Origin of the sequence: Micromonospora sp. NPDC049282 (genome assembly GCF_043197045.1) — a bacterium.
Lineage (GTDB): Bacteria > Actinomycetota > Actinomycetes > Mycobacteriales > Micromonosporaceae > Micromonospora.
In genome coordinates this window covers 196,078-216,182 of the sequence record NZ_JBICSL010000009.1, presented here as the reverse complement: position 1 = coordinate 216,182, position 20,105 = coordinate 196,078, and the positions used below count along the sequence as shown (strand labels likewise).

21 protein-coding genes are annotated in these 20,105 nt (G+C 74.5%); 9 read left to right on the top strand and 12 right to left on the bottom strand.

What is annotated here, in order from left to right; translation table 11 throughout:
• Window positions 1-3 precede the first annotated feature (3 nt).
• A complete protein-coding gene (gene hrpB / locus ACGFI2_RS17185; RefSeq protein WP_393517516.1) occupies window positions 4-2,565 on the bottom strand; it encodes an ATP-dependent helicase HrpB in 2,562 nt (853 codons plus the stop codon).
• A gap of 107 nt (window positions 2,566-2,672) precedes the next feature.
• A complete protein-coding gene (locus ACGFI2_RS17180) occupies window positions 2,673-3,497 on the bottom strand; it encodes a SigB/SigF/SigG family RNA polymerase sigma factor (protein WP_393517513.1) in 825 nt (274 codons plus the stop codon).
• Between the two features lie 298 nt (window positions 3,498-3,795).
• Between ACGFI2_RS17180 and ACGFI2_RS17175 the strand changes: the two genes are divergently transcribed.
• Window positions 3,796-4,530 (top strand): hypothetical protein, encoded by a 735-nt coding sequence (locus ACGFI2_RS17175; RefSeq protein ID WP_393517510.1) that lies wholly within the window; start codon window positions 3,796-3,798, stop codon window positions 4,528-4,530.
• On the opposite strand, the gene ACGFI2_RS17170 is transcribed toward ACGFI2_RS17175, so the two are convergent.
• On the bottom strand, window positions 4,479-6,068 hold the full coding sequence (locus ACGFI2_RS17170) for a phospholipase D family protein (protein WP_393517507.1): 1,590 nt from the start codon (window positions 6,066-6,068) through the stop codon (window positions 4,479-4,481). The genes ACGFI2_RS17175 and ACGFI2_RS17170 overlap by 52 nt on opposite strands.
• A gap of 146 nt (window positions 6,069-6,214) precedes the next feature.
• Here ACGFI2_RS17170 and ACGFI2_RS17165 point away from each other — a divergent pair, with 146 nt between their 5' ends.
• Entirely contained in the window at window positions 6,215-6,343 is a 129-nt protein-coding gene (locus tag ACGFI2_RS17165) for a hypothetical protein (RefSeq protein ID WP_255292629.1), read from the top strand.
• A 52-nt stretch (window positions 6,344-6,395) separates the two neighbouring features.
• Here ACGFI2_RS17165 and ACGFI2_RS17160 read toward each other — a convergent pair whose 3' ends face one another.
• Both ACGFI2_RS17160 and ACGFI2_RS17155 read right to left on the bottom strand, forming a co-directional pair.
• The gene (locus tag ACGFI2_RS17160) at window positions 6,396-7,382 is read right to left on the bottom strand and encodes a pirin family protein (protein ID WP_393517504.1); all 987 of its coding nucleotides are present in this window, start codon (window positions 7,380-7,382) and stop codon (window positions 6,396-6,398) included.
• A 10-nt stretch (window positions 7,383-7,392) separates the two neighbouring features.
• Window positions 7,393-7,875: a MarR family winged helix-turn-helix transcriptional regulator gene (locus ACGFI2_RS17155; protein ID WP_393517501.1), complete on the bottom strand. Its 483-nt coding sequence runs from the start codon at window positions 7,873-7,875 to the stop codon at window positions 7,393-7,395.
• Between the two features lie 127 nt (window positions 7,876-8,002).
• On the opposite strand from ACGFI2_RS17155, the gene ACGFI2_RS17150 reads away from it, so the two are divergent.
• On the top strand, window positions 8,003-8,224 hold the full coding sequence (locus ACGFI2_RS17150; protein WP_393517498.1) for a DUF1684 domain-containing protein: 222 nt from the start codon (window positions 8,003-8,005) through the stop codon (window positions 8,222-8,224).
• 53 nt (window positions 8,225-8,277) lie between these two features.
• Here the strand turns inward: ACGFI2_RS17150 and ACGFI2_RS17145 are convergent, their stop codons facing one another.
• A complete protein-coding gene (locus ACGFI2_RS17145) occupies window positions 8,278-8,865 on the bottom strand; it encodes a general stress protein (RefSeq protein ID WP_393517495.1) in 588 nt (195 codons plus the stop codon).
• Between ACGFI2_RS17145 and ACGFI2_RS17140 the strand changes: the two genes are divergently transcribed.
• The 3 genes from ACGFI2_RS17140 to ACGFI2_RS17130 are packed head-to-tail and all read left to right on the top strand — an operon-like array spanning window position 8,864 to window position 12,123.
• Complete coding sequence (locus tag ACGFI2_RS17140) at window positions 8,864-10,810, top strand: glycoside hydrolase family 15 protein (RefSeq protein ID WP_393517492.1); 1,947 nt, start codon at window positions 8,864-8,866, stop codon at window positions 10,808-10,810. The genes ACGFI2_RS17145 and ACGFI2_RS17140 overlap by 2 nt on opposite strands.
• The gene (locus ACGFI2_RS17135) at window positions 10,807-11,586 is read left to right on the top strand and encodes an SDR family oxidoreductase (protein ID WP_393517489.1); all 780 of its coding nucleotides are present in this window, start codon (window positions 10,807-10,809) and stop codon (window positions 11,584-11,586) included. The genes ACGFI2_RS17140 and ACGFI2_RS17135 overlap by 4 nt, the downstream gene beginning before the upstream one ends.
• 36 nt (window positions 11,587-11,622) lie before the next feature.
• A complete protein-coding gene (locus tag ACGFI2_RS17130; protein WP_393517486.1) occupies window positions 11,623-12,123 on the top strand; it encodes a metallophosphoesterase family protein in 501 nt (166 codons plus the stop codon).
• 6 nt (window positions 12,124-12,129) lie between these two features.
• Here the strand turns inward: ACGFI2_RS17130 and ACGFI2_RS17125 are convergent, their stop codons facing one another.
• Entirely contained in the window at window positions 12,130-12,351 is a 222-nt protein-coding gene (locus tag ACGFI2_RS17125; protein WP_393517629.1) for a DUF3072 domain-containing protein, read from the bottom strand.
• Window positions 12,352-12,431: 80 nt separating this feature from the next.
• On the opposite strand from ACGFI2_RS17125, the gene ACGFI2_RS17120 reads away from it, so the two are divergent.
• Window positions 12,432-13,391, top strand: a complete 960-nt coding sequence (locus tag ACGFI2_RS17120; RefSeq protein WP_393517483.1) for an NAD(P)/FAD-dependent oxidoreductase — start codon at window positions 12,432-12,434, stop codon at window positions 13,389-13,391.
• 65 nt (window positions 13,392-13,456) lie between these two features.
• Here the strand turns inward: ACGFI2_RS17120 and ACGFI2_RS17115 are convergent, their stop codons facing one another.
• From ACGFI2_RS17115 to ACGFI2_RS17105, 3 genes are all read right to left on the bottom strand, one after another.
• Window positions 13,457-14,749 (bottom strand): cation:proton antiporter, encoded by a 1,293-nt coding sequence (locus tag ACGFI2_RS17115; RefSeq protein WP_393517480.1) that lies wholly within the window; start codon window positions 14,747-14,749, stop codon window positions 13,457-13,459.
• 101 nt (window positions 14,750-14,850) lie between these two features.
• Entirely contained in the window at window positions 14,851-15,528 is a 678-nt protein-coding gene (locus ACGFI2_RS17110) for an HAD family hydrolase (RefSeq protein WP_393517477.1), read from the bottom strand.
• 18 nt (window positions 15,529-15,546) lie between these two features.
• Window positions 15,547-17,655: a SpoIIE family protein phosphatase gene (locus tag ACGFI2_RS17105; RefSeq protein WP_393517474.1), complete on the bottom strand. Its 2,109-nt coding sequence runs from the start codon at window positions 17,653-17,655 to the stop codon at window positions 15,547-15,549.
• A 199-nt stretch (window positions 17,656-17,854) separates the two neighbouring features.
• Here ACGFI2_RS17105 and ACGFI2_RS17100 point away from each other — a divergent pair, with 199 nt between their 5' ends.
• Window positions 17,855-18,715 (top strand): hypothetical protein, encoded by an 861-nt coding sequence (locus ACGFI2_RS17100; protein ID WP_393517471.1) that lies wholly within the window; start codon window positions 17,855-17,857, stop codon window positions 18,713-18,715.
• A 56-nt stretch (window positions 18,716-18,771) separates the two neighbouring features.
• Here the strand turns inward: ACGFI2_RS17100 and ACGFI2_RS17095 are convergent, their stop codons facing one another.
• Window positions 18,772-19,131, bottom strand: coding sequence for a DUF6401 family natural product biosynthesis protein (locus ACGFI2_RS17095; protein WP_393517468.1), 360 nt, complete (start codon window positions 19,129-19,131; stop codon window positions 18,772-18,774).
• 164 nt (window positions 19,132-19,295) lie between these two features.
• Here ACGFI2_RS17095 and ACGFI2_RS17090 point away from each other — a divergent pair, with 164 nt between their 5' ends.
• On the top strand, window positions 19,296-19,742 hold the full coding sequence (locus ACGFI2_RS17090) for a hypothetical protein (protein ID WP_393517465.1): 447 nt from the start codon (window positions 19,296-19,298) through the stop codon (window positions 19,740-19,742).
• On the opposite strand, the gene ACGFI2_RS17085 is transcribed toward ACGFI2_RS17090, so the two are convergent.
• On the bottom strand, window positions 19,743-19,955 hold the full coding sequence (locus ACGFI2_RS17085) for a hypothetical protein (protein ID WP_393517462.1): 213 nt from the start codon (window positions 19,953-19,955) through the stop codon (window positions 19,743-19,745).
• Between the last annotated feature and the right edge of the window lie 150 nt (window positions 19,956-20,105).

Below are 20,105 nucleotides of genomic sequence, written 5' to 3'. Positions count from 1 at the left end.
CGTTCAGCGCCGGCGCGGGCTGGCCCGGCGGGTCGGTTCGGCCGTGGTCGGATCCTCCGGCCACGGGTGACGCGGGTAGCGTCCGCGCAGCTCCGACCGCACCTGCGGGTAGCCGCCGCGCCAGAACGAGGCCAGGTCGGCGGTGACCGCCACCGGCCGGCCGGCGGGGGAGAGCAGGTGCAGCAGCACCGGCACCCGTCCGTCGGCGATCCGCGGCACGTCCCGCCAGCCGAACGTCTCCTGGAGTTTCACCGCGAGCACCGGCGCCGCCGGGTCGGCATAGTCCACCCGGACCCGTGAGCCGCTGGGCACCGGCAGCCGTTCCGGCGCCAGCTCGTCGAGCCGTGCCGCCTGCCGCCAGTCGAGCAGCCGGCGCAACGCCGAGGCCACGTCCACCCGGGCCAGGTCGGCCCGTCGGCGGGCCCGGGCCAGCTCCGGGCCGAGCCAGACGGGCGCGGCGTCGAGCAGCGCGGCGTCGGAGACGTCCGGCCAGTCGTCGCCGAGCGCCTGCCGGCAGAAGGCCAGCCGGCGGCGCAGCGCGGTCGCCTCCGGCGTCCACCGCAGCAGCCCCGGGCCCTCCTGCCGCAACCCGTCCAGCACCGCCGCGGCGAGCAACTCCCGGTCCGGCGCGGCGAGCGACCGGTCGAGCAGCACGATGGCGCCGAGGCGAACCACCTCCCGGGCCACCACGTCCCCACCGGCCCAGGCGACCTCCCGGCCGGCGCGCAGCAGCGCCGCGCCGGCCTCACGCGCGGTGGCCTCGTCGACCGGCGCGGCCAGCCGCACCCGGGCGGCCGGCGCGCCCGGGGAGCGGTCGGCCACCGCAACGGCCAGCCACGTCGACCCGGCCAGCCCCGACCCGGCCGCCAGCTCCGCCTCGGTCCCGCCCGCCATCAGGTACGCGGACCCGCCGGTCCGCCGCACCCGGGCCAGCCGCTCCGGGTACGCCAACCCGGCCAGCAGCCCCGCGGCCAGATCGTCGGGCAACCGCTCCGGCCGGCCGCCGGCCTCCTCCACCCGTCGCCCCGGCCCGCCGCCGGTTCCTCCGGCGGGCAGGGCGGCCTTCAAGCGGCGTACCTCCGCCCGCCAGCGGCCGGTGGCGGCCGGGTCGGCGGCGGCGCGCAGCCGCCGCCAGCGGGCCGGCAGGTCGTCCCCGGCGCCGCCGAGCGTCTCCTCGGCGAGGATCGCCACCACCTCGGCGGCCCGGTCGACGCCCACCCGCGACGCGCCGTCGAGCAGCGCCCGGGCCAGCCGGGGATGGGCGCCGACCGCCGCGATCGCCCGTCCCCGCGCGGTGATCCGGCCGTCGGCGCCGACGGCGCCGAGTGTGGTCAGCGTCTCCCGGGCGACGGTCAGCGCGGCGGCCGGCGGCCGGTCGGGCAGGGCCAGGCCGGTGCCGTCGGGCGCGCCCCAGGCGGCCAGCTCCAGCGCGAACCCGGTCAGGTCGGCGGTGGCGATCTCCGGCTCGGGCTGCGGGGCGAGCCGGGTGTGCGTCGCCTCCGACCAGCAGCGGTAGACGGCACCAGGCCCCTCCCGCCCGGCCCGGCCGGCCCGCTGGGTCGCCGCCGCCCGGGACACCGGCACGGTGACCAGCGCGCCCAGTCCGCGGGCCAGGTCGGTACGCGGAACCCGGCTCAGCCCGGCGTCCACCACCACCCGCACCCCGGGCACGGTCAGGCTGCTCTCCGCCACCGCGGTGGCCAGCACGACCCGCCGCCCGGCGGCTGTCGGTCCGGTCGGCGGAGCCAGCGCCGCGTCCTGGGCGGCCGCGGACAGCCGGCCGTGCAGCGGCAGCACGGCGACCGTGTCGCGCAGGTCCGCCAGCCGTCCGGCGACCGCCGCGATCTCACCCGCCCCGGGCAGGAAGACCAGCACGTCACCGGCGCGCTCGCGCAGTGCCCGGCGGACCGTGGCGGCCACGTGGTCCAGCAGGGCCGGGTCCACCCGGCCCGCGCCCGGCGGGACGACCGGGCGCGGTGGCGGCGCCCACACCCGCTCGACCGGGTGCAGGGCGGCCTCGGCCCGCACGATCGGGGCGGGCTCGTCGCCGCCGAGCAGCGCGGCGAACCGGTCCGCCTGCGGGGTCGCCGACATCGCGAGCAACCAGAGGTCCGGACGCAGCGTGGCCCGGGCCTCCACGCTGAACGCCAGTGCCAGATCGGCGTCGAGCTGCCGCTCGTGGCACTCGTCGAGCAGCACCGCGCCCACTCCGAGCAGCTCGGGATCGTGGTGCAGCCGGCGGACCAGCAGGCCGGTGGTGACCACCTCGACCCGGGTACGCGGCCCGCCGCGCCGCTCGCCGCGCACCGCGTAGCCGATCCGTTCGCCGACCCGCTCGCCGAGCAGGGCGGCCATCCGGTGCGCGGCGGCGCGGGCGGCCACCCGTCGGGGCTGGGCGATCACCACCCGCCCGGTGACCGCGTCGGCGACCGCGAGCGGCGCGGTGGTGGTCTTGCCGGTGCCCGGCGGCGCCACCAGGACGCCGGCGCCCCGCTGACGCAGCGCGGCGACAAGCGTGGGCAGCACCGGCCGGACCGGCAGATCGAGGGATACGTCGGCGAGCACGCCCCCCACTCTCGCACCCACCCCCACCCCGCCCGGAGGAAGGCGGGGCCCCGCCTTGCATGGAACGGCCCGGCCGGCGCATCGCCGGTCGGGCCGCCCGCCTACCGCTAGTACGTTCCGTCGAGCTGACCGCGCAGCTTGGTCAGCGCCCGGGCCAGCAGCCGGGACACGTGCATCTGCGAGACGCCGATCTGCTCGGCGATCTGCGACTGGGTCAGGTTGCCGTAGAAGCGCAGCGTGAGGATCTTCTGCTCACGCTGGTCGAGGGTGGCCAGCGCCGGGCCGAGGGCGACCCGCATCTCGGCCAGCTCGAACTCGCCGTCCTCGCCGCCGAGCAGGTCGCCCAGCTCGGTGGCGCGCTCGCCGTCACCGGTCGGGGTGGACAGCGACACCGCGTTGTAGGCGCGGGCGCCCTCCAGGCCCTCCAGCACCTCCTCCTCGGTGACCTTGAGGTGGGCGGCGATGTCGGCGACCGTCGGCGAGCGGCCGAGCGTCTGGAGCAGGGTGCTGTTGGCGTCGGAGATCGCCAGGCGCAGCTCCTGGAGCCGGCGGGGCACCCGGATGTCCCAGGTGCGGTCGCGGAAGTGTCGCTTGAGCTCGCCGATGATGGTCGGGATGGCGTAGCCGGCGAAGTCGACGCCGCGGGACGGGTCGAACTTGTCGATCGCCTTGATCAGGCCGATCGCCGCGGTCTGCGCCAGGTCGTCGTTGGGCTCGCCGCGACCGCTGTAGCGGTGGGCCAGGTGGTTGGCCAGCGGCAGCCAGGCCTCGATGGCGCGGTCGCGCAGGGCGGCCCGCGAGGGGTGGTTCGCCGGCAGCGCGGCCATCGCGTCGAGCAGGTTGGCGGCGCTGTCGGTGAGCGAGCGGGGGTCGAGCTTCGCGGAGCCGGCCGGCCTGGTTGTCGCCGGGGCGCTCATCGTGTGGGCGGTCATGGTGGTCCTCCCTGCACCTCGTCCGCGGAGAAAAAAGAAGAGACGCTTTGGTTCAGGTTTAACTGGTCCGTTCGGGAGCAACCGTAACCTGATCGGCCGAGAAAAATCCAGCCGAAAGTACGATGTACTTAAGGCGTATGCGGGCAGGAAAGGGCCGGATCGGGGCATAGTCGGCGCAGAGCGTCGACCGATCGGTCAAGGAAGAACCCGACAGTCGGGCCGCAGTGTCGACTTTCTGTCGTTGTCCCGCCGACGAGACTGCCCGTAGCGTCCGTAGGTACACGTCTACGGAGGCACCGTGCTGGATCCCGCCGCGCCGCAACTCGTCATCAACGCCCGGACGCTGCTGTTCAGCTGGCTCCCGGCGGACCCCGGCGCGGCCGAGGCGCTGGTTCCCGCCGCCCTGCGCCCGCACCCGGACCGACAGGTCTTCCTCAGCCAGTACGTCGTCGACGACGAGACGCAGACCTCCGGCTTCGGCGCCTACTCGCTCACCTACCTCGGTGTCTCACTGGCGGACATGGAGCCGCCGGACCGGGAGACCCCGGGCGGATGGTGGACGCACTACCTGGCGTCCAGCACCCGGGTGCGGCAGTACGCCGCCGCGCGCGGCGCCCCGGCCCAGGAGGGCGTCACCCAGATCGAGTTGCGGGGCGGGCGTCTCACCGCCGAGACCTGGGCCGACGGCCAACCGCTGATCCGGGTCACCGCCCGGGTGGGGCACACCGGCACCGCGGCGCACAGCGGCCATCACCGCTACCTCACCCGCCGCGACGGGGAGCTGATCGTCGCCGACTATCCGTACGTGGCCGAGCCGGTCTCGCCGTTCGAGGTGGAGTCGGTGGAGTTCCTGGCGCCCGAGCACCCGGTCTACGCGCTGCGCCCGGCCAACCCGCTGCACGTCTGCTGGGGGTTCTACTCGCCGCGGGTCTCCTTCGCGTACCCGGCCCGACCGAACCCGCTGGACGAGCCGGCGCCGCTTCACCAGGTGCCGGCGCGCCGGGCCCGCAGCGGCCTGCCGTCCGGGTCGTAGACCAGCCGGTAGGCCGGCAGCGCCCAGACCCGGGTACGCCAGGGCAGTCGCTCCGGCCGGTGCGGCCGCAACCGGCCCGGCGGACGGGGACCGACCCGGCCGCCGGTGTGCCAGCGGTCCAGCTCCTCCGCCGCCGCGGTGATCGCCCTCACCGCGTCCGCCGGGTTTAGCAGGCCGTCGTCCTGGGTGCCGTCCGGATCGCGGTCCAGGTGCTCGCGCCACAGCCGCAGCCGCAGGTCCCGGGCGAAGGCCCGGGCGCCGTCGCCCAGCCCGGCCGGGTCGGCGGGCGCCCGTTCGTCGCGGGTGTCGTCGAGCACGGCGCAGGACAGCTCGCTGTCGTGGGTCCAGGAACGGCGGTTGAAGTTGTCGCTGCCCACGCTGGCCCAGACGTCGTCCACCACGCAGACCTTCGCGTGCACGTAGACCGGGGTGCCCTCGTGGTTCTCCACGTCGAACACGTGCACCCGGTCCGGCGCGGCCCGGTGGCAGAGCGAGAGCGCCTGCTCGCGGCCCACCATGTTCGGCGGCAGCGCCAACCGACCGTCGACGTCGGGATGCCGGGGCACCACCGCCACCAGGTGCATCTCCGGATGCTCGCGCAGCGCCTGGGCGAACAGCTCGGCCACCTCGGTGGACCAGAGGTACTGGTCCTCCAGGTAGATCAGCCGCCGCGCCCGGCGTACCGCCTTGGTGTAGCCGCGGGCCACGGTGCGCTCGCCGTCCGGGGCGAACGAGTAGCGCGGGCGGACCGCCGGATAGGTGCGCAGCACCTGCACGTGGTGCGGGCCGACCGGCGGCGGGTCGGCCGGCTGCTCGGGCAACGGGTCCGGGGTGAGATCCGAGCCGCGCAGCCGGTCCCGCAGGTAGGCCAGCGGGTTCTCGGAGTCCAGCGGCATCGGGTCGGTCCACCGCTCACGGAACGTGGTGTCGAGCGCGCCGACGACCGGGCCGCGCAGCGCGAGCTGCAGGTCGTGCCAGGGCGGGGTCGGGCCGTACCGGGGGGACATGCCCACCGGCTGCGGGTCGCCGGCGTGCGTGGCGTCGTCGCGGCGGCTGTGGCAGAGGTCGATGCCGCCGGCGAACGCGACGTCGCGGCCCGGGTCCTCGGGGTGGCGCAGCACCACCAGCTTCTGGTGGTGCGAGCCGCCGCGCCGGACCCGCTGGTCGAGCAGCACCTCCCCGCCGGCCGCGCGGATCGTCTCGCTGAGGTCGCGGTTCTCCGCCTCGCTGTAGGAGAGGGTGTCGAGGTGGGAGCGCCAGACCAGCCCTTTGACGATCACCCCGCGCTGGGCCGCCTGGGCGAACAACTGGGCCACGGTCGGGCCGTCCGGGCGCATCCGCTGGTCCGGGTCGCCCCGCCAGTCGGTGAAGAACAGGTGGTCGCCGGCGCGCAACGCCTCCACCTCGCTGACCAGCCGGTCAAAGTACGCGGCACCGTGAATGAGCGGCTCGGCGAGGTTTCCGTCGGCCCAGACGGGTAACTCAGACCCTGGGTTGGCGCGTTCCGGTGCGGTGAGGAACCAGTCCCGCAGGGTCACGTTCCAACCTCCCGAGGTCGACGACGTCCTCAACACGGTAGGACCCCCGGCACGGCCCCGCATGTCGAAGCAGCAGGTCGGCGGCGATGCGCACGCGTCAGGGGTGCGCCGGACCCCTGGATCGCGAAGCCGAGGAGGCAACCCACATGCCCGCCGAGACGACGAACACCGTGACCGACGACCGCGACCAGGCGGTGGAGGGGGAGCGGGGGGCGCTGGTGGCGGTCCTGTTGATGGTGATCCTCGGGGTGGCCGGGATCTTCGCCGTCTCCTGAGCCGCCGCTCGGGCGCCCCGGCGAACCGGAGCGCCCGAGCGTCCTCACCCGGTCAGGGGCGGTCGCCCTGGCCGTCGCTGTGCGGCAGCCGCCCGGTCGGGACGACCCCGAGCCGGCCGGCCTGGAAGTCCTCGACCGCCTGGATCAGCTCGGCCCGGGTGTTCATCACGAACGGGCCGTAGTGCGCCACCGGCTCGCGGATCGGCTGTCCGCCCATGAGGTAGAGCTCCAGGGTCGGGGTGTTGCCGTCCTGCGCCCGGTCGGCGGTGATCCGCAGCGCGTCGCCGGGCCCGTGCACGGCGAGCTGACCGAGGCGGATCGGCTGCCGGTCGGTGCCGACCGTGCCCCGGCCGGCCAGCACGTAGACCAGCGCGTTGAAGTCCGCCCGCCAGGGCAGGCTCAGCTCCGCGCCGGGCTGCAGCGTCACGTGCGCGATGGTGATCGGGGTGTGGGTCGAGCCCGGGCCCCGGTGCCCGGCGACCTCACCGGCGATCACCCGGATCAGGCCGCCGCCGTCCGGCGTGGTCAGTAGTGCCGACTCCCGGCCGCGGATGTCCTGGTAGCGCGGCGCGCTCATCTTGGCCACCCGGGGCAGGTTGACCCAGAGCTGCAGGCCGTGGAACAGCCCGCCGCTCATGACCAGGTGCTCCGGCGGCGCCTCGATGTGGAGCAGGCCGCTGCCCGCCGTCATCCACTGGGTGTCGCCGTCGGTGATGGTGCCCCCGCCACCGGTGGAGTCCTGGTGGTCCATGATCCCGTCGATCATGTAGGTCACCGTCTCGAAGCCCCGGTGCGGGTGCCACGAGGTGCCCCTCGGCTCGCCGGGCGCGTAGTCGACCTCGCCCATCTGGTCGAGATGGATGAACGGGTCGAGATCGGTCATCGAGACCCCGGCGAAGGCGCGGCGGACCGGGAAGCCCTCACCCTCGTAGCCGCTCGGCGCGGTGGTGACCCGGCGGACCGGGCGGTAGGCGGTGGACTCGTCGAGCTTCGGCAGGCGGGGCAGGACCAGAACGTCGTCGACGGTGATCGCGGGCATCGCGGTCTCCTTACTTGTCGGCCGGGGCGGGCGACGCGATCCGGTCGGCGCGCAGGCGCCGGCCGAGCCGCTCGAAGACCCGGGTGAGGCAGGCGACCTCGGCGTCGTCGAGATCGTCGATCAGGTGGGCGCGCACGGAGCGCCTGTGGTGCGGCGCGGCCTCGCGCAGGGCCAGCAGGCCGGCCGCGGTGAGCACGGCCTCGCTGCCGCGCCGGTCCGCCGGGCAGGACTCCCGGGCCACCAGGCCGCGCTTCTGCATGGTGGTGATCTGGTAGGTCAGCCGGCTCGGTGAGAACACCAGCCGGTCGGCCAGCTCGCCCATGCGCAGCCGCTGCCCGGGCGCCTCGGAGAGCAGCACCAGCACGTGGTAGTCGGCGAAGCTCAGCTCGCTGTCCGCGCGCAGGTCGTCCTCCAGTTGGGTGAACAGCCGCTGGCTCGACTCGATGTAGGCGCGCCAGCAAGCCGTCCGCTCCGCGTCCAGGCTCTCCGTCATGGTCGCAACAGTAGCACTATTTAAAATTTAAACAACACTCGTTCAAGTGGTCGCGCTCACGCGCAACGGCACGGTCGGAGGATCGATCGAAATTTGAAGCGATCGGCCGGTTAGGGTCGGGGGATGGATGATCTCGACGTGCTCGACTGGCGCTGTTCGGGACCCACCCGAGCAGTCCGCTGCCGGCCGCCGACCGGGCCGGCTTCAGCGGGCTGCGCTGGTACCCGCCCGACCCGACGGCAGTGACCCCAGTTGCGCCTACCACGACCGGTGGGCCTGCCCGCTCGCCCCGCCGGAGAACCGCGTCGACGTGCCGTTGCGCGCCGGTGAGCGGGCCTGGCACGACTGACGCGCGGGGGAGGGCCCCGGGCCGGACCCTCCCCCGGGTCGGCGCCGGCCGCCTCAGCGGGCGGTGGCGCCGGTGGGCGTCAGGTGCATCCGGCCCAGCACCTGCCGGGCCTGCTCCGCCAGCTCCGCGTCCACGGTGACCGCGTACTGGCCGGCCCGCAACGAGCTGGCCGAGGTGAAGTCGCGCTGCCCGCCGCTCATGGCGTGCGCGACCGCGCCGAACACGGCGCCCCAGATCGCGCCGATCACCAGGCCGACCAGGATCACCGCCAGCCAGTTGCCGGCCGTGAAGATGCCGAAGAGCAACCCGATGAACAGGCCGAACCAGGCGCCGGTGCCGGCGCCCAGCAGGGCCGCCCGGCCGGTGCTCAGCCGCCCCAGCACGGTCTCCACCAACGTCAGGTCGGTGCCGATGATGGACGTCCGTTCCACCGGGAACCGGTTGTCGGCCAGGTAGTCCACCACGCGCTGGGCGGACGGATAGTCCGGATACGAGCCGATCGTGAGGGTCGGCGAGCCGGCCTGCGGGCCGTGCCCGTCCCCGCTCGGCGGCATCGGGCGACCGCCCGGGCCGGACGGGAGGTTGTCGCCGCCCGGCATGCCCGGTTGCCAGGCCGCGGTCGGAGTCGAGGGTCTGGTCATGAGCATCCTCCTTCGTCAACCCGCCGCGTTCCCGTGGCCGGCGAGCGGTAACGCGCGGCCGGCGGCGATCCGCCAGGCATGGCGAGGCCGTGGCCGGGTAGGCACCACCGTGCGGACCGGACGGATCAGCGAGCACGGTTTCCTCGCCGACGGGCGGAGCGCCGCCCTGGTGGACACCGGTGGCGCGGTGAACTGGTGGTGCCCGGCCCGGTTCGACGGGCCGTCGGTCTTCGGACGGCTGCTCGACGACGACGCCGGTCACTGGGCGATCCACCCCGAGGGCGACTTCACCAGCTCCCGGTCCTACCTGGACGAGGCGCTGGTGCTGCGTACCGTCTTCACCACCGCGACCGGGACGGTGTCCGTCACCGACGCCCTGGCGCTGGAGCCCGGCGCGCGCGGCCACGACATCGGCATGCGCTCACCCCGGGTGCTGGCCCGGGTGGTCCAGGGCCTCGACGGCGCGGTGCCGATGCGGGTGCACTACGCGCCCCGGTTCGAGTACGGGCGGGTCGGCGCCTACCTCACCGAGCACGACGGGGTGATCGGCGCCACCGCCGGCGCCTGCCGGCTGGAGCTACGCACCGACGTGCCGCTGACGTTCGCCGACGGCGCCGCCGCGGGGCGGTTCACCGCCCGCGCCGGCAGCGCCCACCACTTCACCCTCGGGTACGCCCCGACGTACGCCGGCGACGCGCCGGTGCTGCCCGACGCCGCCGACGTGGTGGCCGGCACGGTCGCCGGCTGGCGCTCCTGGATGGACCTGCACGACTACCTGGGCGAGTACCGGGACCAGGTCCGGCGCAGCGCGCTGGTGGTGCAGGGGATGACCTACGGGCCGAGCGGCGCGGTCGTCGCGGCGGCCACCACCGCGCTGCCGGAGCGGCTCGGCGGGGACCGCAACTACGACTACCGGTTCGTCTGGCTGCGCGACTTCAGCCTGACCCTCCAGGCGCTCTGGCGGGCCGCCTGCCCGGACGAGGCGGACCGGCAGTTCACCTGGGTGGCCCGGGCGATGGGCCGGCTCGGCGACGCACCCGCCCCGATCATGTACGGCGTCGAGGGGGAGCGGGACCTGACCGAGCACGACCTCGACCACCTCGCCGGTTACGGCGGCAGCCGACCGGTGGTGGTCGGCAACGACGCCTGGCGGCAGCGCCAGAACGACGTGCTGGGCGAGGTGCTCGACGCGGCGTGGCTGATGCGGCACTACCTCGACCCCATGTCGTCCGAGGTGTGTCACCTGCTGCACACGCTCGCCGACCAGGCGGTGCGCGACTGGCACCGGCCGGACTCCGGGATGTGGGAGGCGCGCGACGCCGAGCGGCACTACCTGTCGTCCAAGGTGCAGTGCTGGACCGCGCTGGACCGGGCGGTCCGCTTCGGACCACGGATCGGCCAGCCCGCCGACGTGGCCCGCTGGGCGGCCGCCCGCGACGAGGTCCGCGCGGCGGTGCTCACCCAGGGCTGGAACGAGCGCGTCGGCGCGTACACCGGGGCGTTCGACTCCGACGACCTGGACGCCTCGGTGCTGATCATGCCGATGGTCGGGTTTCTGCCCGCCGCCGACCCGCGGATGCGCGCCACCGTGGACGTGATCGAGCGCCGGCTGTCCCGCGACGGGCTGCTGCGCCGCTGGGACGGCGACCCGGCGGGCTTCGTGATCTGCTCGTTCTGGCTGGTCGGCTGCCTGGCCGAGGCGGGCGAGCTGGACCGGGCCCGGCGGCTGTTCGAGCAGCTCGCCGCCCGCACGAACGACCTCGGCCTCTATGCCGAGCAGATCGACCAGGCCACCGGCGAGCAGCTGGGCAACTTCCCGCAGGCGTTCTCGCACATCGGCCTGATCAACGCCGCCGGCCGGATCACCGACGCGGCGGCGCGGTTCGCGCACGAGCGACCGGCCGTGCCGACCGGCGCGGCCCGCACGGAGGGAGCAACCGGATGACCGGACGGCTGGCGGGGAAGACCGCCCTGATCACCGGCTCGGACTCGGGCATCGGCCAGGCCACCGCCATCGAGTTCGGCCGGGAGGGCGCCGACGTGGTGGTGCACTACCTGCACGACCACGCCGGGGCGAACCACACCCGGGGCGAGATCGAGTCCGCCGGCGGGCGGGCCGTGGTGGTGCAGGGCGACATCAGCGTCGAGCACCAGGTGGAGGCGATGTTCGACGAGGCGCTGGCCGAGTTCGACCGGCTGGACGTGCTGATGAACGACGCCGGCGTGGACGCCTCCGGCATCCCGGTGGCCGACCTGGACACCGAGACGTGGGACCGGTGCATCCGGACCAACCTCTACGGCATGTTCTTCTGCTGCCGGCGGTTCGTCCGGCACCGCCGGGACGTCGGTGGCGGCGGCAAGATCATCAACATCACCTCGATCCACCAGGAGGTGGCCCGGGCCGGCGGCGCGGACTACGACTCCAGCAAGGGCGGCATGCTGGAGCTGGCCAAGAGCCTGGCGCTGGAGGTCGCCCCGATGCGGATGAACGTGAACAACATCGGGCCCGGCATGGTGCTCACCCCGTTCAACCAGGAGGCGATCGACGACCCGAAGTACCTCCACGAGCAGGTGCAGAGCATCCCGTGGAAGCGGGCCGCGGAGCCGGCCGAGATCGCGAAACTGGCCGTCTTCCTCGCCAGCGAGGACGCCGACTACGTGACCGGGTCGACCTACTTCATGGACGGCGGCCTGATGCAGAACCAGGGGCAGGGCGCCTGAGCGGCGCCGCCGCGCCGGGTGCGGGAGGATGGCGCGGTGGAGCTGGTCATCATGGCGGACACGCACGTGCCGAAGCGGGCGCGGGACCTGCCGGCCCCGCTGTGGGCGGCGGTGGAGGCGGCCGACGTGGTGCTGCACGCCGGCGACTGGGTGGACGTGGCGCTGCTGGACGCGCTGGAGGCGCGGTCCCGCCGGCTGGTCGGGGTGTACGGCAACAACGACGGGCCCGCCCTGCGTGCCCGGCTGCCCGAGGTGGCCCGGGTCGAGCTGGCCGGGCTGCGGGTGGCGGTGGTGCACGAGACCGGCCCGAAGACCCGCCGCGAGGAACGCTGCGCCGCCGCCTACGGCGATCGGGACCTGCTGGTCTTCGGGCACTCGCACATCCCCTGGGACAGCGTCGCGCCGGGCGGGCTGCGGCTGCTCAACCCCGGTTCGCCCACCGACCGGCGGGCCCAGCCGCACGCGACCTACCTGACCGCCCGGGTGGCGGCGGGCCGGCTCGACCGGGTCGAGCTGCACCGCCTGCCCCCGCGCTGACGGCCTCTAGCGGCCCCGGCCGGTCTCCGCCTGGAGCTCGTCGATGCGGCGGGACGCCTCGGCCTTGGTCAACCCGTCCGGCACCGTCTCACCCGCCTCCTGGGCCAGCGTGTGCAGGTAGGACTCCTGTGCCGCGGTCGGCGGCTCGTCGCCGGTCACCCAGTCGTCCGGGTCCTTGACGGCGGCGTCCGGGTTCACGTTGCGGTTGTCGTTGGCGCGGTCGGCCATGCTCATCACCTCTCCTCGAACAGGTGTGCCAGTACCCCCGTGCCGGCGGGTTCATGCCGGCCGGCACCTACGATCGACCGATGACAGCGGACCGGGCAGGTGTGGTGGTGGTCGGCGCGGGGATCGCCGGGGTGGCCTGCGCGACCGAGCTGGCCCGGGCCGGCATCCCGGTCGAGGTGCGGGAGCGCGCCCGGGTGACCGGCGGGCGGATGGCCAGCAAGCGCTTCGACGGCCGCCCCGCCGACCTGGGCGCCGCCTACTTCACCGTGGACGAACCGGACTTCGCCGCCGTGGTGGCGGACTGGCAGGCCGCCGGGCTGGCGCGGGAGTGGACCGACACGCTCGTCGCGTACGGGCCGCGGGGGCGGGAACAGGTGACCGGGCCGGTGCGCTGGGCCGCACCGCGCGGGCTGCGCTCACTCGTCGAACATCTGGCCGCCGGGCTGGCGGTGACGCACGACCGGCTGGTCATGACCGTCGAGCCGGGGCCCCGGGTGGACGGGCGGGCGGCCGAGGCGGTGGTGCTCGCCATGCCCGGCCCGCAGGCCGCCCTGCTGCTGGACCCGGCGCTGGCCGAGGCCACCCGCGCGGTGGCGGCCCAACGCTGGTCGTCCGCGCTGGCCGCGGTGCTGCACTTCCCGTCCCGCCGCTGGCCCGACTTCCGGGGCGCGTTCGTCAACGACCACCCGGTGCTGAGCCTGGTCTGCGACGACGGCGACCGCCGCGGCGACGGCGCCCCGGTGCTGGTCGCGCACACCACGCCGGAGTTCGCCGCCGGGCACCTGCTCCAACCCACCGGGGCGCGGTCCGCGGTCGAGCAGGCCGTCCGGGACCTGCTCGGCCTGCCCGAGCCGGCCGCGTCGACCCACGTGCACCGCTGGACGTACGCCCGGCCGACGGTGGTCGGCGAGGGCGGGACGTACCACCTGGACGGCGACGGGATCGGCCTGGCCGGCGACGCGTACGGCCGACCCCGGGTGCAGAGCGCCTGGCGCTCCGGCCGGGACCTGGGCCGTGCCCTGGCCGAGCGGCTCGGCTGAGCCCGCCGGCCCGCTCAGCCGATCGGGCATGCGCTCACGGCCCTCGCTCCGCTCGGTGCGTTCGCTCATCCGGTGCCCGCCGGCACGGGGTGCTCGGCCCGGCCCGCCTCCGAGCTGTCCCGGGTGCGCTCGCCGGCCCGGTCCAGCAACTGCATGATCGGGGTCGCGGCGATCCCGTGCGCCACCACCGAGACCACCACCACCAGGCCGACGGTGGCCCACAACAGCTCCGCCTGCGGGAAGTCGGTCTTGCTGGTGGCGTAGGCCAGATAGTAGAACGACCCGACGCCGCGGATGCCGAACAGTGAGATCACCCAGTGCTCGGACGCCCGGCCCGGCGCACCGCGCAGCGACAGCCAGCCGACCAGCGGCCGGATCACCAGCAACAGGGCCAGACCGACCACCGCCGCCGTCCAGGTGAGCGGCGCGAGCAGGCCGCCGATCACCGCGCCGCCGAACAGCAGCAGCAACAGCACGGTGAGCAGGCGCTCGACCTGCTCGGCGAAGTCGTGCAGCACGGAGTGGAACTCGTGGGTGCGCTCGGCGGACCGGATCGCCCGGGCGGCCACGAAGACGGCCAGGAAGCCGTACCCGCCGATCACCTCGACCAGCCCGTACGCGAGGAAGGTCGCGGCCAGCGCGAGGAAGCCCTCGGAGTGCTTGGCCAGCCGCAGCGCGTTCGGGGCCCGGAAGAACAGCTTGCCGAGCAGCCAGCCGACGAGGAGTCCCCCGCCCACGCCGGCGGCGAGCTTGTAGACCACGTCGACGGCCAGCCACTCGCCCAGCCAGTCGGACGGGGCGAGGCTGGTGCTGGCGATCGCGATGGCGGCGTAGACGAACGGGAAGGCCAGCCCGTCGTTCAGGCCGGCCTCCGAGGTGAGCGCGAAGCGGACCTCGTCCTCCGAGTCCTCCGCGTCGGTCGGTTCGCCCACCTGCACGTCGGAGGCGAGCACCGGGTCGGTCGGGGCGAGCGCGGCGCCGAGCAGCAGCGCCGCCGCCGGCACCAGACCGGCCCACCACCAGCCGAGCAGCGCCACCGCGGCGATGCACAGCGGCATGGCGATGGCCAGCAGTCGCCAGGTGGACGACCAGCGGGCCCAGCTCAACGGGCGGTCGATCTTCAGACCGGCGCCCATCAGGGCGACGATCACCCCGACCTCGGTCAGGTGGGTGGTCAGCTCCGGCGAGCGCAGCGGATCCGGCATCGGCAGGCCGGTCGGCAGCGCGAAGACCAGCATGCCGAGACCGAGGAACGCGATCGGCATGGACAGCGGCCGCTTCTCCAGCATCCGGGGCAGGATCCCCGCCAGCAGCGCACCGACGCCCAGCAAGGCGAACGCGACATCGACCGGTTCCACGACCCCACCCTTCCGCCGCCCGTGGGCCGGGCGGAGGTGGTCAGCAGTGCCCCGAACCGGTGCCGGCTAAGCGCTTCGACGCGGCCCGGTTGACCGGCGGCTCAGCCGAGGGATCCGATGGCGCTCTCCGACAGCGCGTCCAGCAGCTCGGCCGGGTCCTCGTACACCGCCACCGCGCCAGCGCCCGCCAGCTCCGCCCGGCCGGTGCCGCCGCAGGTCAGCCCGATGCAGGGGATGTCCAGCTTGCCGGCGGCGGCCACGTCCCAGACCGAGTCGCCGACGAAGACCACCCGCTCGGCGGCCAGCCCGGACTGCTCCAGCGCGGCGGCCAGGATGTCCGGCGCGGGCTTGCTCTCCTGCGCGTCGGCGGAGGAGGTGACGGTGTCGATCACGTCCTCGGCGTCGAGCACGGCCCGCAACGCGGCCGCCTCGTGCTCGGCCGCCGAGGTGGCAAGCACCACCCGCAGGCCCCGATCCGCGCAGGCGTACAGCAGATCCCGGGCCCGGGGCAGCGGCGCGAGCCGCTCCCAGTACTCGGCGTAGAGCGCGTCGTGCGCGTCACGCAGGCGCTCGTCGGCGTCGGTGTCCCGTTCGGCGCCGAGCAGGTGGTCGAGGAGCTTGTCCGAGCCCATGCCGATGGACCGGTGGATCCGCGCCATCGGCACCCGGTGGTCGCCCTGGCGCAGCGCTTCCCACCAGCTCACCGTGTGCAGGTAGGTGGAGTCGACCAGGGTGCCGTCCACGTCGAAGAGGACGCCGTAGCGCTTGTCGTCGGCCATGGTTGCCTCCTACCCGGGTCAGGCGCCGCCGACTCGCGGCTCACCCGGTGGAATGCGGATCTCGAACCAGACCGTCGAGCCACGCACCGTCGGATCGGTGCCCCAGGTGTCGCTGAGCTCCTCGATCAGGCCGAGCCCGCGGCCCCGGCTGCTCAGCGTGTCGGTCTGGGCGCGGGTGACCTGCCCCCGGGTGCCCGAGTCGGCGACCGAGACGAGCAGCCGCTCGACGCTCAGGTCCACCTCGACCCGGGCGGCGGTGCCGGCGTGCAGCAGGGCGTTGGTGGTCAGCTCGCTGGTGCAGAGCACCGCCGCGCCGACCACCGCCTCGGGCACCTGCCACTCGGTGAGCTGGGCGGTCATCCAGTGCCGGACCCGGCTCGGCGCGGTCGGCTCGGCCGGCACCTCCATGCCGGCCGACCGGCTGGGCCGGACCGCGTGCTCCACCGCCAGCACGGCCACGTCGTCCTCGGTGGCGCCCGGCACGGCGGCGGTCGCGACCGCGCACAGCGCCCGGGGGTCGCCGCCGCTCGCGGCGCTCACCGCCGCGCCCAGCCCGGCCAGCCCCGCGGCGAGGTCCTGCCAGCGCCGCTCCACCACGCCGTCGCTGTAGAGCAGCAGCGTGTCGCCGGGGCGGAACGGCACGGTGACGGTGCGCGTCCGGCCACCGAGGCCCAGCGGCGGGCCGGGCGGCACGTCGACGAACTCCGCGGTCGGGTTGCCGTCGTCGGACCGGCCGCGCCGGATCAGCGGCGCGGGGTGGCCGGCGCTGGCCAGCGTGATCCGCTCCCGGTCGACGTCGACCACACCGAACACCACGGTGACGAACAGCTCGTGCGTGCCGCCCTCGGTGCCGAGGCTGGCCACCAGCCGGTCCAGGCCACCGAGCACCGCGTCCGGCCGGGGGTCGGACAGGGCGAGCGCGCGCAGCGCGGCGCGTACCTGGCCCATCCGCGCGGCGGCCTGTACGTCGTGACCGGCCACGTCGCCCAGCACCACGCCGAGCGCGCCGGTGGGCAGCAGGAACGCGTCGTAGAAGTCGCCGCCGGCGGCGTTGCCGTCGACACCCGGGTCGTAGCGGGCGGCGATGCGCAACCGGGGCAGGTCCGGCAGCTGCTCCGGCAGCATGCTGCGTTGCAGCAACTGGGCGGTGCCGTGCTGGGTCTCGAATCGGCGGGCCCGCTCGGCGGCCTGGCCGACCAGCTCGGCGGACGCGGCGAGCAACGCCCGTTCCGCCGGCGACCAGGGACGCGACGCCTGATAGCCCACGGTGAGCGCGCCCCGGACCACGGTCGAGCGCAGTGGCAGCGCGGCGATCGCGCGGATCTTCTCGTCGTGGCGGTCCACCGCGACGTCGCGCAGCGGCTGCCCGTCGGTGGCGAAGGAGGGAACGCCGCTGCGCGCCGTCACCACCGCCGGCAGCGCCGAGTCGGCGGCCATCCGGCGCCACAGCGGGGGCAGCCGCTCGTCGGCCTCGTCGAGCAGCTCGCCGCGGATCCGGCGGACCATCCGCCACGCCGTGCCCTCGTCGACGGCGAAGGAGACCCGGTCGGCGTCGAACGAGTGCAGGCAGTAGCGCAGCGTCACCCGGGCCACGTCGTCCAGGGTGAGGGTGCCGGAGAGCGCCGCGGCGAAGTCGCTCAGGCTCTGCAACTGCCGGGTGAGCTGGGTGGTCTGTGCGGAGACGGTGAGCACGCCGACGATGCGGTCGGTGGAGTCGCGGACCGGGGAGTGGCCGCGGGTGAACACCGCCGGCTCGGCCTGCCGGTCGGCCGGCAGCACGGCCTCCCGCTCGAGGAAGGGCTCGCCCAGCCGGTACACCCGCTCCAGCGCCTCGCCCGCGCCGTCCTCCCGCCACACCTCGGCGAACACCTCCGCCGCCGGGCGTCCCAGCGCGCCCGGGTGCCGGTCGCCGATCAGCTCGGCGTAGCCGTCGTTGTAGAGCAGGACCAGGTCGTCGCCGAGGAGCAGAGCCATCGGTACGGGGGAGGACAGCACCACGTCCGCCACCGCGCGTACCGCCGGGTCCCAGCTCTGCGGGTCGCCCAGCGGCGTACCGGCCCACGGGTGGGCGGTCGCTACCGGAGTGGGGACGGACGGGGTGGGAATCCGACCGACGGTGCCTGGCATGACCGCAGCCTAACCGGAGCGTGGCCGGCGGGTTCCGATCATGCGTCCGCGACCGGGTCCGCTGCCCGGCGGCGGGGACATCAGGGCAGTTCAGAGCCCGTTCGGCAGGTCATGTCGGGAAATTGCCCCGGTCCGGTCCGCGTGCTGCCGAGAGCACTGGGTATGCGGGCGGCGCAGTTCACGCGACAGGAGGGACATCATGCCGAAAACCCTCGCGGTCGGGCAGGTCGACATCAGTGCGGCCTGGACCGACTTCTGGAGGTCGGTGCTGCTCTTCGTACCGAGGGCCATCGCGTTCATCGCGATCCTCGTGGTGGGTTGGCTCATCGCCCGAGCCGTCCTCAAAATCGTGGACGCGGTACTGGAACGGGTCGGGTTCGATCGCGCCGTGGAACGCGGCGGGATCAAACGCGCCCTCGAACGCACCAAGTACGACGCCAGCGACATCCTGGCCAGACTGGCCTACTACGCGGTCCTGTTGTTCACCCTGCAGTTCGCCTTCGGGGTGTGGGGACCCAACGCGATCAGCGACCTGATCCGTGGGGTGGTGTCCTGGCTGCCACGGGCCTTCGTGGCGATCGTGATCGTGGTGATCGCGGCCGCCATCGCCAACGCCGTCCGGGAACTGGTATCCGGCGCGCTGGGTGGGCTCTCGTACGGCCGGATCCTGGCCGACGTGGCGGCGTTCTTCATCCTGGCGCTCGGTGTCATCGCCGCGCTCAACCAGGTGGGCATCGCCACCACGGTGACCACGCCGGTGCTGATCGCGTTCCTCGCCACGGTGGCGGGAATCCTGATCGTCGGTGTGGGCGGTGGCCTGATCAAGCCGATGCAGAGCCGGTGGGACGGCTGGCTGGAACGGGCCACGGAGGAGTCGCGGGCGTTCCGGCAGCAGCGGCAGGCGCAGCAGGTCGGTCGCAGCGACTACGACCGGCAGATGGCCGACCGGGGCGGACAACCCGCACCGGCGAATCCGCAGTCGTCGATGTCCGGAGCGGGCACCTACCGCTCGGGAGAGACGGGCGACGAGACGCAGCAGTTCCGCCGGCCCAACGGCTGACGGCAACGGGTGACGGGGTGTCCGCGGGGCGATCGCGGGCGCCCCGCGCCCGTGTCTCAGGCCAGGTGGCGCGGGTCGAGCGCGCGGGCCAGCAGGCACACCGCGAGCAGTCGGGTGAGCAGCCAGTCCGGCGCCGACCAGTCGACCGAGCCGGCGGGAGGGGTCCAGCCGTGCGCCGACGCGGCGTCGCGCAGCCCCTCGGCGTATCCCGCGAGAGCCGCCACGGTCAGCGGCCGGCGGTCGCCGTGCAGGCTGTCGCGTACGCCGGCGGCATGCTGGTCGACTGCGGCGAGCAGGCCCGGGTTCGCCGCGGCCGCGGCGAGGCCGGCGGCGCCGACGGCGGTGGTGAGCGTGGTGAGGGTCGACCGCGCGGCCACCGCCGCGGAGCGGGTCGCGATCCGGTTGGGCACGCGCATGGTGACCGAGGCTAGCCCCGTGCCGACCGGCGTGGTCTCGGCCGACCGGACGATGGCCGGATCCCCCGGCTGTGCGGGCGGCGTCGGTCGCCGGGATTGAGCCGCCCGTGGCGGGGCAGAAGGGAACCACGCAGACGACGCAGCCGAGTCCGCGGAGGCACACGATGGCACAACAGGTCGACGGACCGGACCGGGCGCACCGGCGGCCGGACGGGGTGAGTGACGCCACGGTCGAGGCGGTGGGCAAGCTCGGTGAGGCGCTGGAGTGCGTCGAGCGGGCCCGTGGCCACCTCTACGAGCTGCACCAGCTGATCGGCCACGCCGACCTGATGTTGGACGAGGCGGTGGAGCTGTTCCGCGCCGCCGGCCACCCGGAGATCGCCGAGCGGATCGACCGTGACCTGCTGGGTCGCAACGTCATCGCCGGGCGGTGGACCTTCCAGCTCGTCGAGGAGTTCGACGACGGCTACCACGCGCTCTTCCGGGAGATGGACCGGCGGGCCCGCGACGAGCTGGTCGGCGGCCGCCGGCACCTGTACGAGGCGGAGATGAAGGAGCGACGCCGTAGCCGGGGCCGGCCGGGGCACGAGGCGCGCCCGGCCGAGCGGTGATCAGTCGGAGGAGCGGGCCTGCGCCGGTCGGCGACGGGCGCCGTCGTCGGCGATGATCACGGTGGCGACCATCAGCGCCACCACCACGCTCAACAGCCAGGAGCTGTCGTCGCTGAACCTCGCCGCCACCGGCGCCTGGACGGCGGCGAGCAGGAAGCCGAGCCAGGCGAGGCGGCGCTGACGAGTGGAGAGGAAAGAGGAACCCTGATCCATCCCGAAAGTCTTACGCGCGACCGGGGGTATGCCGTCAGCCGTTCGGCCGATTCTGGATGGGCTGTCCGCTTTCCCGGCCGGCCGTACCGCATTTTCTGTCGTTTCGGCCGAGCATGACAGGAACGGCTCCGGGCACCGTGCCCGGTGCCC

What these genes read in the sequence shown, in the direction of transcription:
- ACGFI2_RS17180 (WP_393517513.1), bottom strand. Translation starts at nt 3,497, where the DNA reads ATGACCGCCCACACGATGAGCGCCCCGGCGACAACCAGGCCGGCCGGC.
- ACGFI2_RS17165 (WP_255292629.1), top strand. Translation starts at nt 6,215, where the DNA reads ATGCCCGCCGAGACGACGAACACCGTGACCGACGACCGCGACCAGGCG.
- ACGFI2_RS17160 (WP_393517504.1), bottom strand. Translation starts at nt 7,382, where the DNA reads ATGCCCGCGATCACCGTCGACGACGTTCTGGTCCTGCCCCGCCTGCCG.
- ACGFI2_RS17155 (WP_393517501.1), bottom strand. Translation starts at nt 7,875, where the DNA reads ATGACGGAGAGCCTGGACGCGGAGCGGACGGCTTGCTGGCGCGCCTAC.
- ACGFI2_RS17150 (WP_393517498.1), top strand. Translation starts at nt 8,003, where the DNA reads ATGATCTCGACGTGCTCGACTGGCGCTGTTCGGGACCCACCCGAGCAG.
- ACGFI2_RS17140 (WP_393517492.1), top strand. Translation starts at nt 8,864, where the DNA reads ATGAGCATCCTCCTTCGTCAACCCGCCGCGTTCCCGTGGCCGGCGAGC.
- ACGFI2_RS17145 (WP_393517495.1), bottom strand. Translation starts at nt 8,865, where the DNA reads ATGACCAGACCCTCGACTCCGACCGCGGCCTGGCAACCGGGCATGCCG.
- ACGFI2_RS17135 (WP_393517489.1), top strand. Translation starts at nt 10,807, where the DNA reads ATGACCGGACGGCTGGCGGGGAAGACCGCCCTGATCACCGGCTCGGAC.
- ACGFI2_RS17125 (WP_393517629.1), bottom strand. Translation starts at nt 12,351, where the DNA reads ATGGCCGACCGCGCCAACGACAACCGCAACGTGAACCCGGACGCCGCC.
- ACGFI2_RS17120 (WP_393517483.1), top strand. Translation starts at nt 12,432, where the DNA reads ATGACAGCGGACCGGGCAGGTGTGGTGGTGGTCGGCGCGGGGATCGCC.
- ACGFI2_RS17110 (WP_393517477.1), bottom strand. Translation starts at nt 15,528, where the DNA reads ATGGCCGACGACAAGCGCTACGGCGTCCTCTTCGACGTGGACGGCACC.
- ACGFI2_RS17105 (WP_393517474.1), bottom strand. Translation starts at nt 17,655, where the DNA reads ATGCCAGGCACCGTCGGTCGGATTCCCACCCCGTCCGTCCCCACTCCG.
- ACGFI2_RS17100 (WP_393517471.1), top strand. Translation starts at nt 17,855, where the DNA reads ATGCCGAAAACCCTCGCGGTCGGGCAGGTCGACATCAGTGCGGCCTGG.
- ACGFI2_RS17095 (WP_393517468.1), bottom strand. Translation starts at nt 19,131, where the DNA reads ATGCGCGTGCCCAACCGGATCGCGACCCGCTCCGCGGCGGTGGCCGCG.
- ACGFI2_RS17090 (WP_393517465.1), top strand. Translation starts at nt 19,296, where the DNA reads ATGGCACAACAGGTCGACGGACCGGACCGGGCGCACCGGCGGCCGGAC.
- ACGFI2_RS17085 (WP_393517462.1), bottom strand. Translation starts at nt 19,955, where the DNA reads ATGGATCAGGGTTCCTCTTTCCTCTCCACTCGTCAGCGCCGCCTCGCC.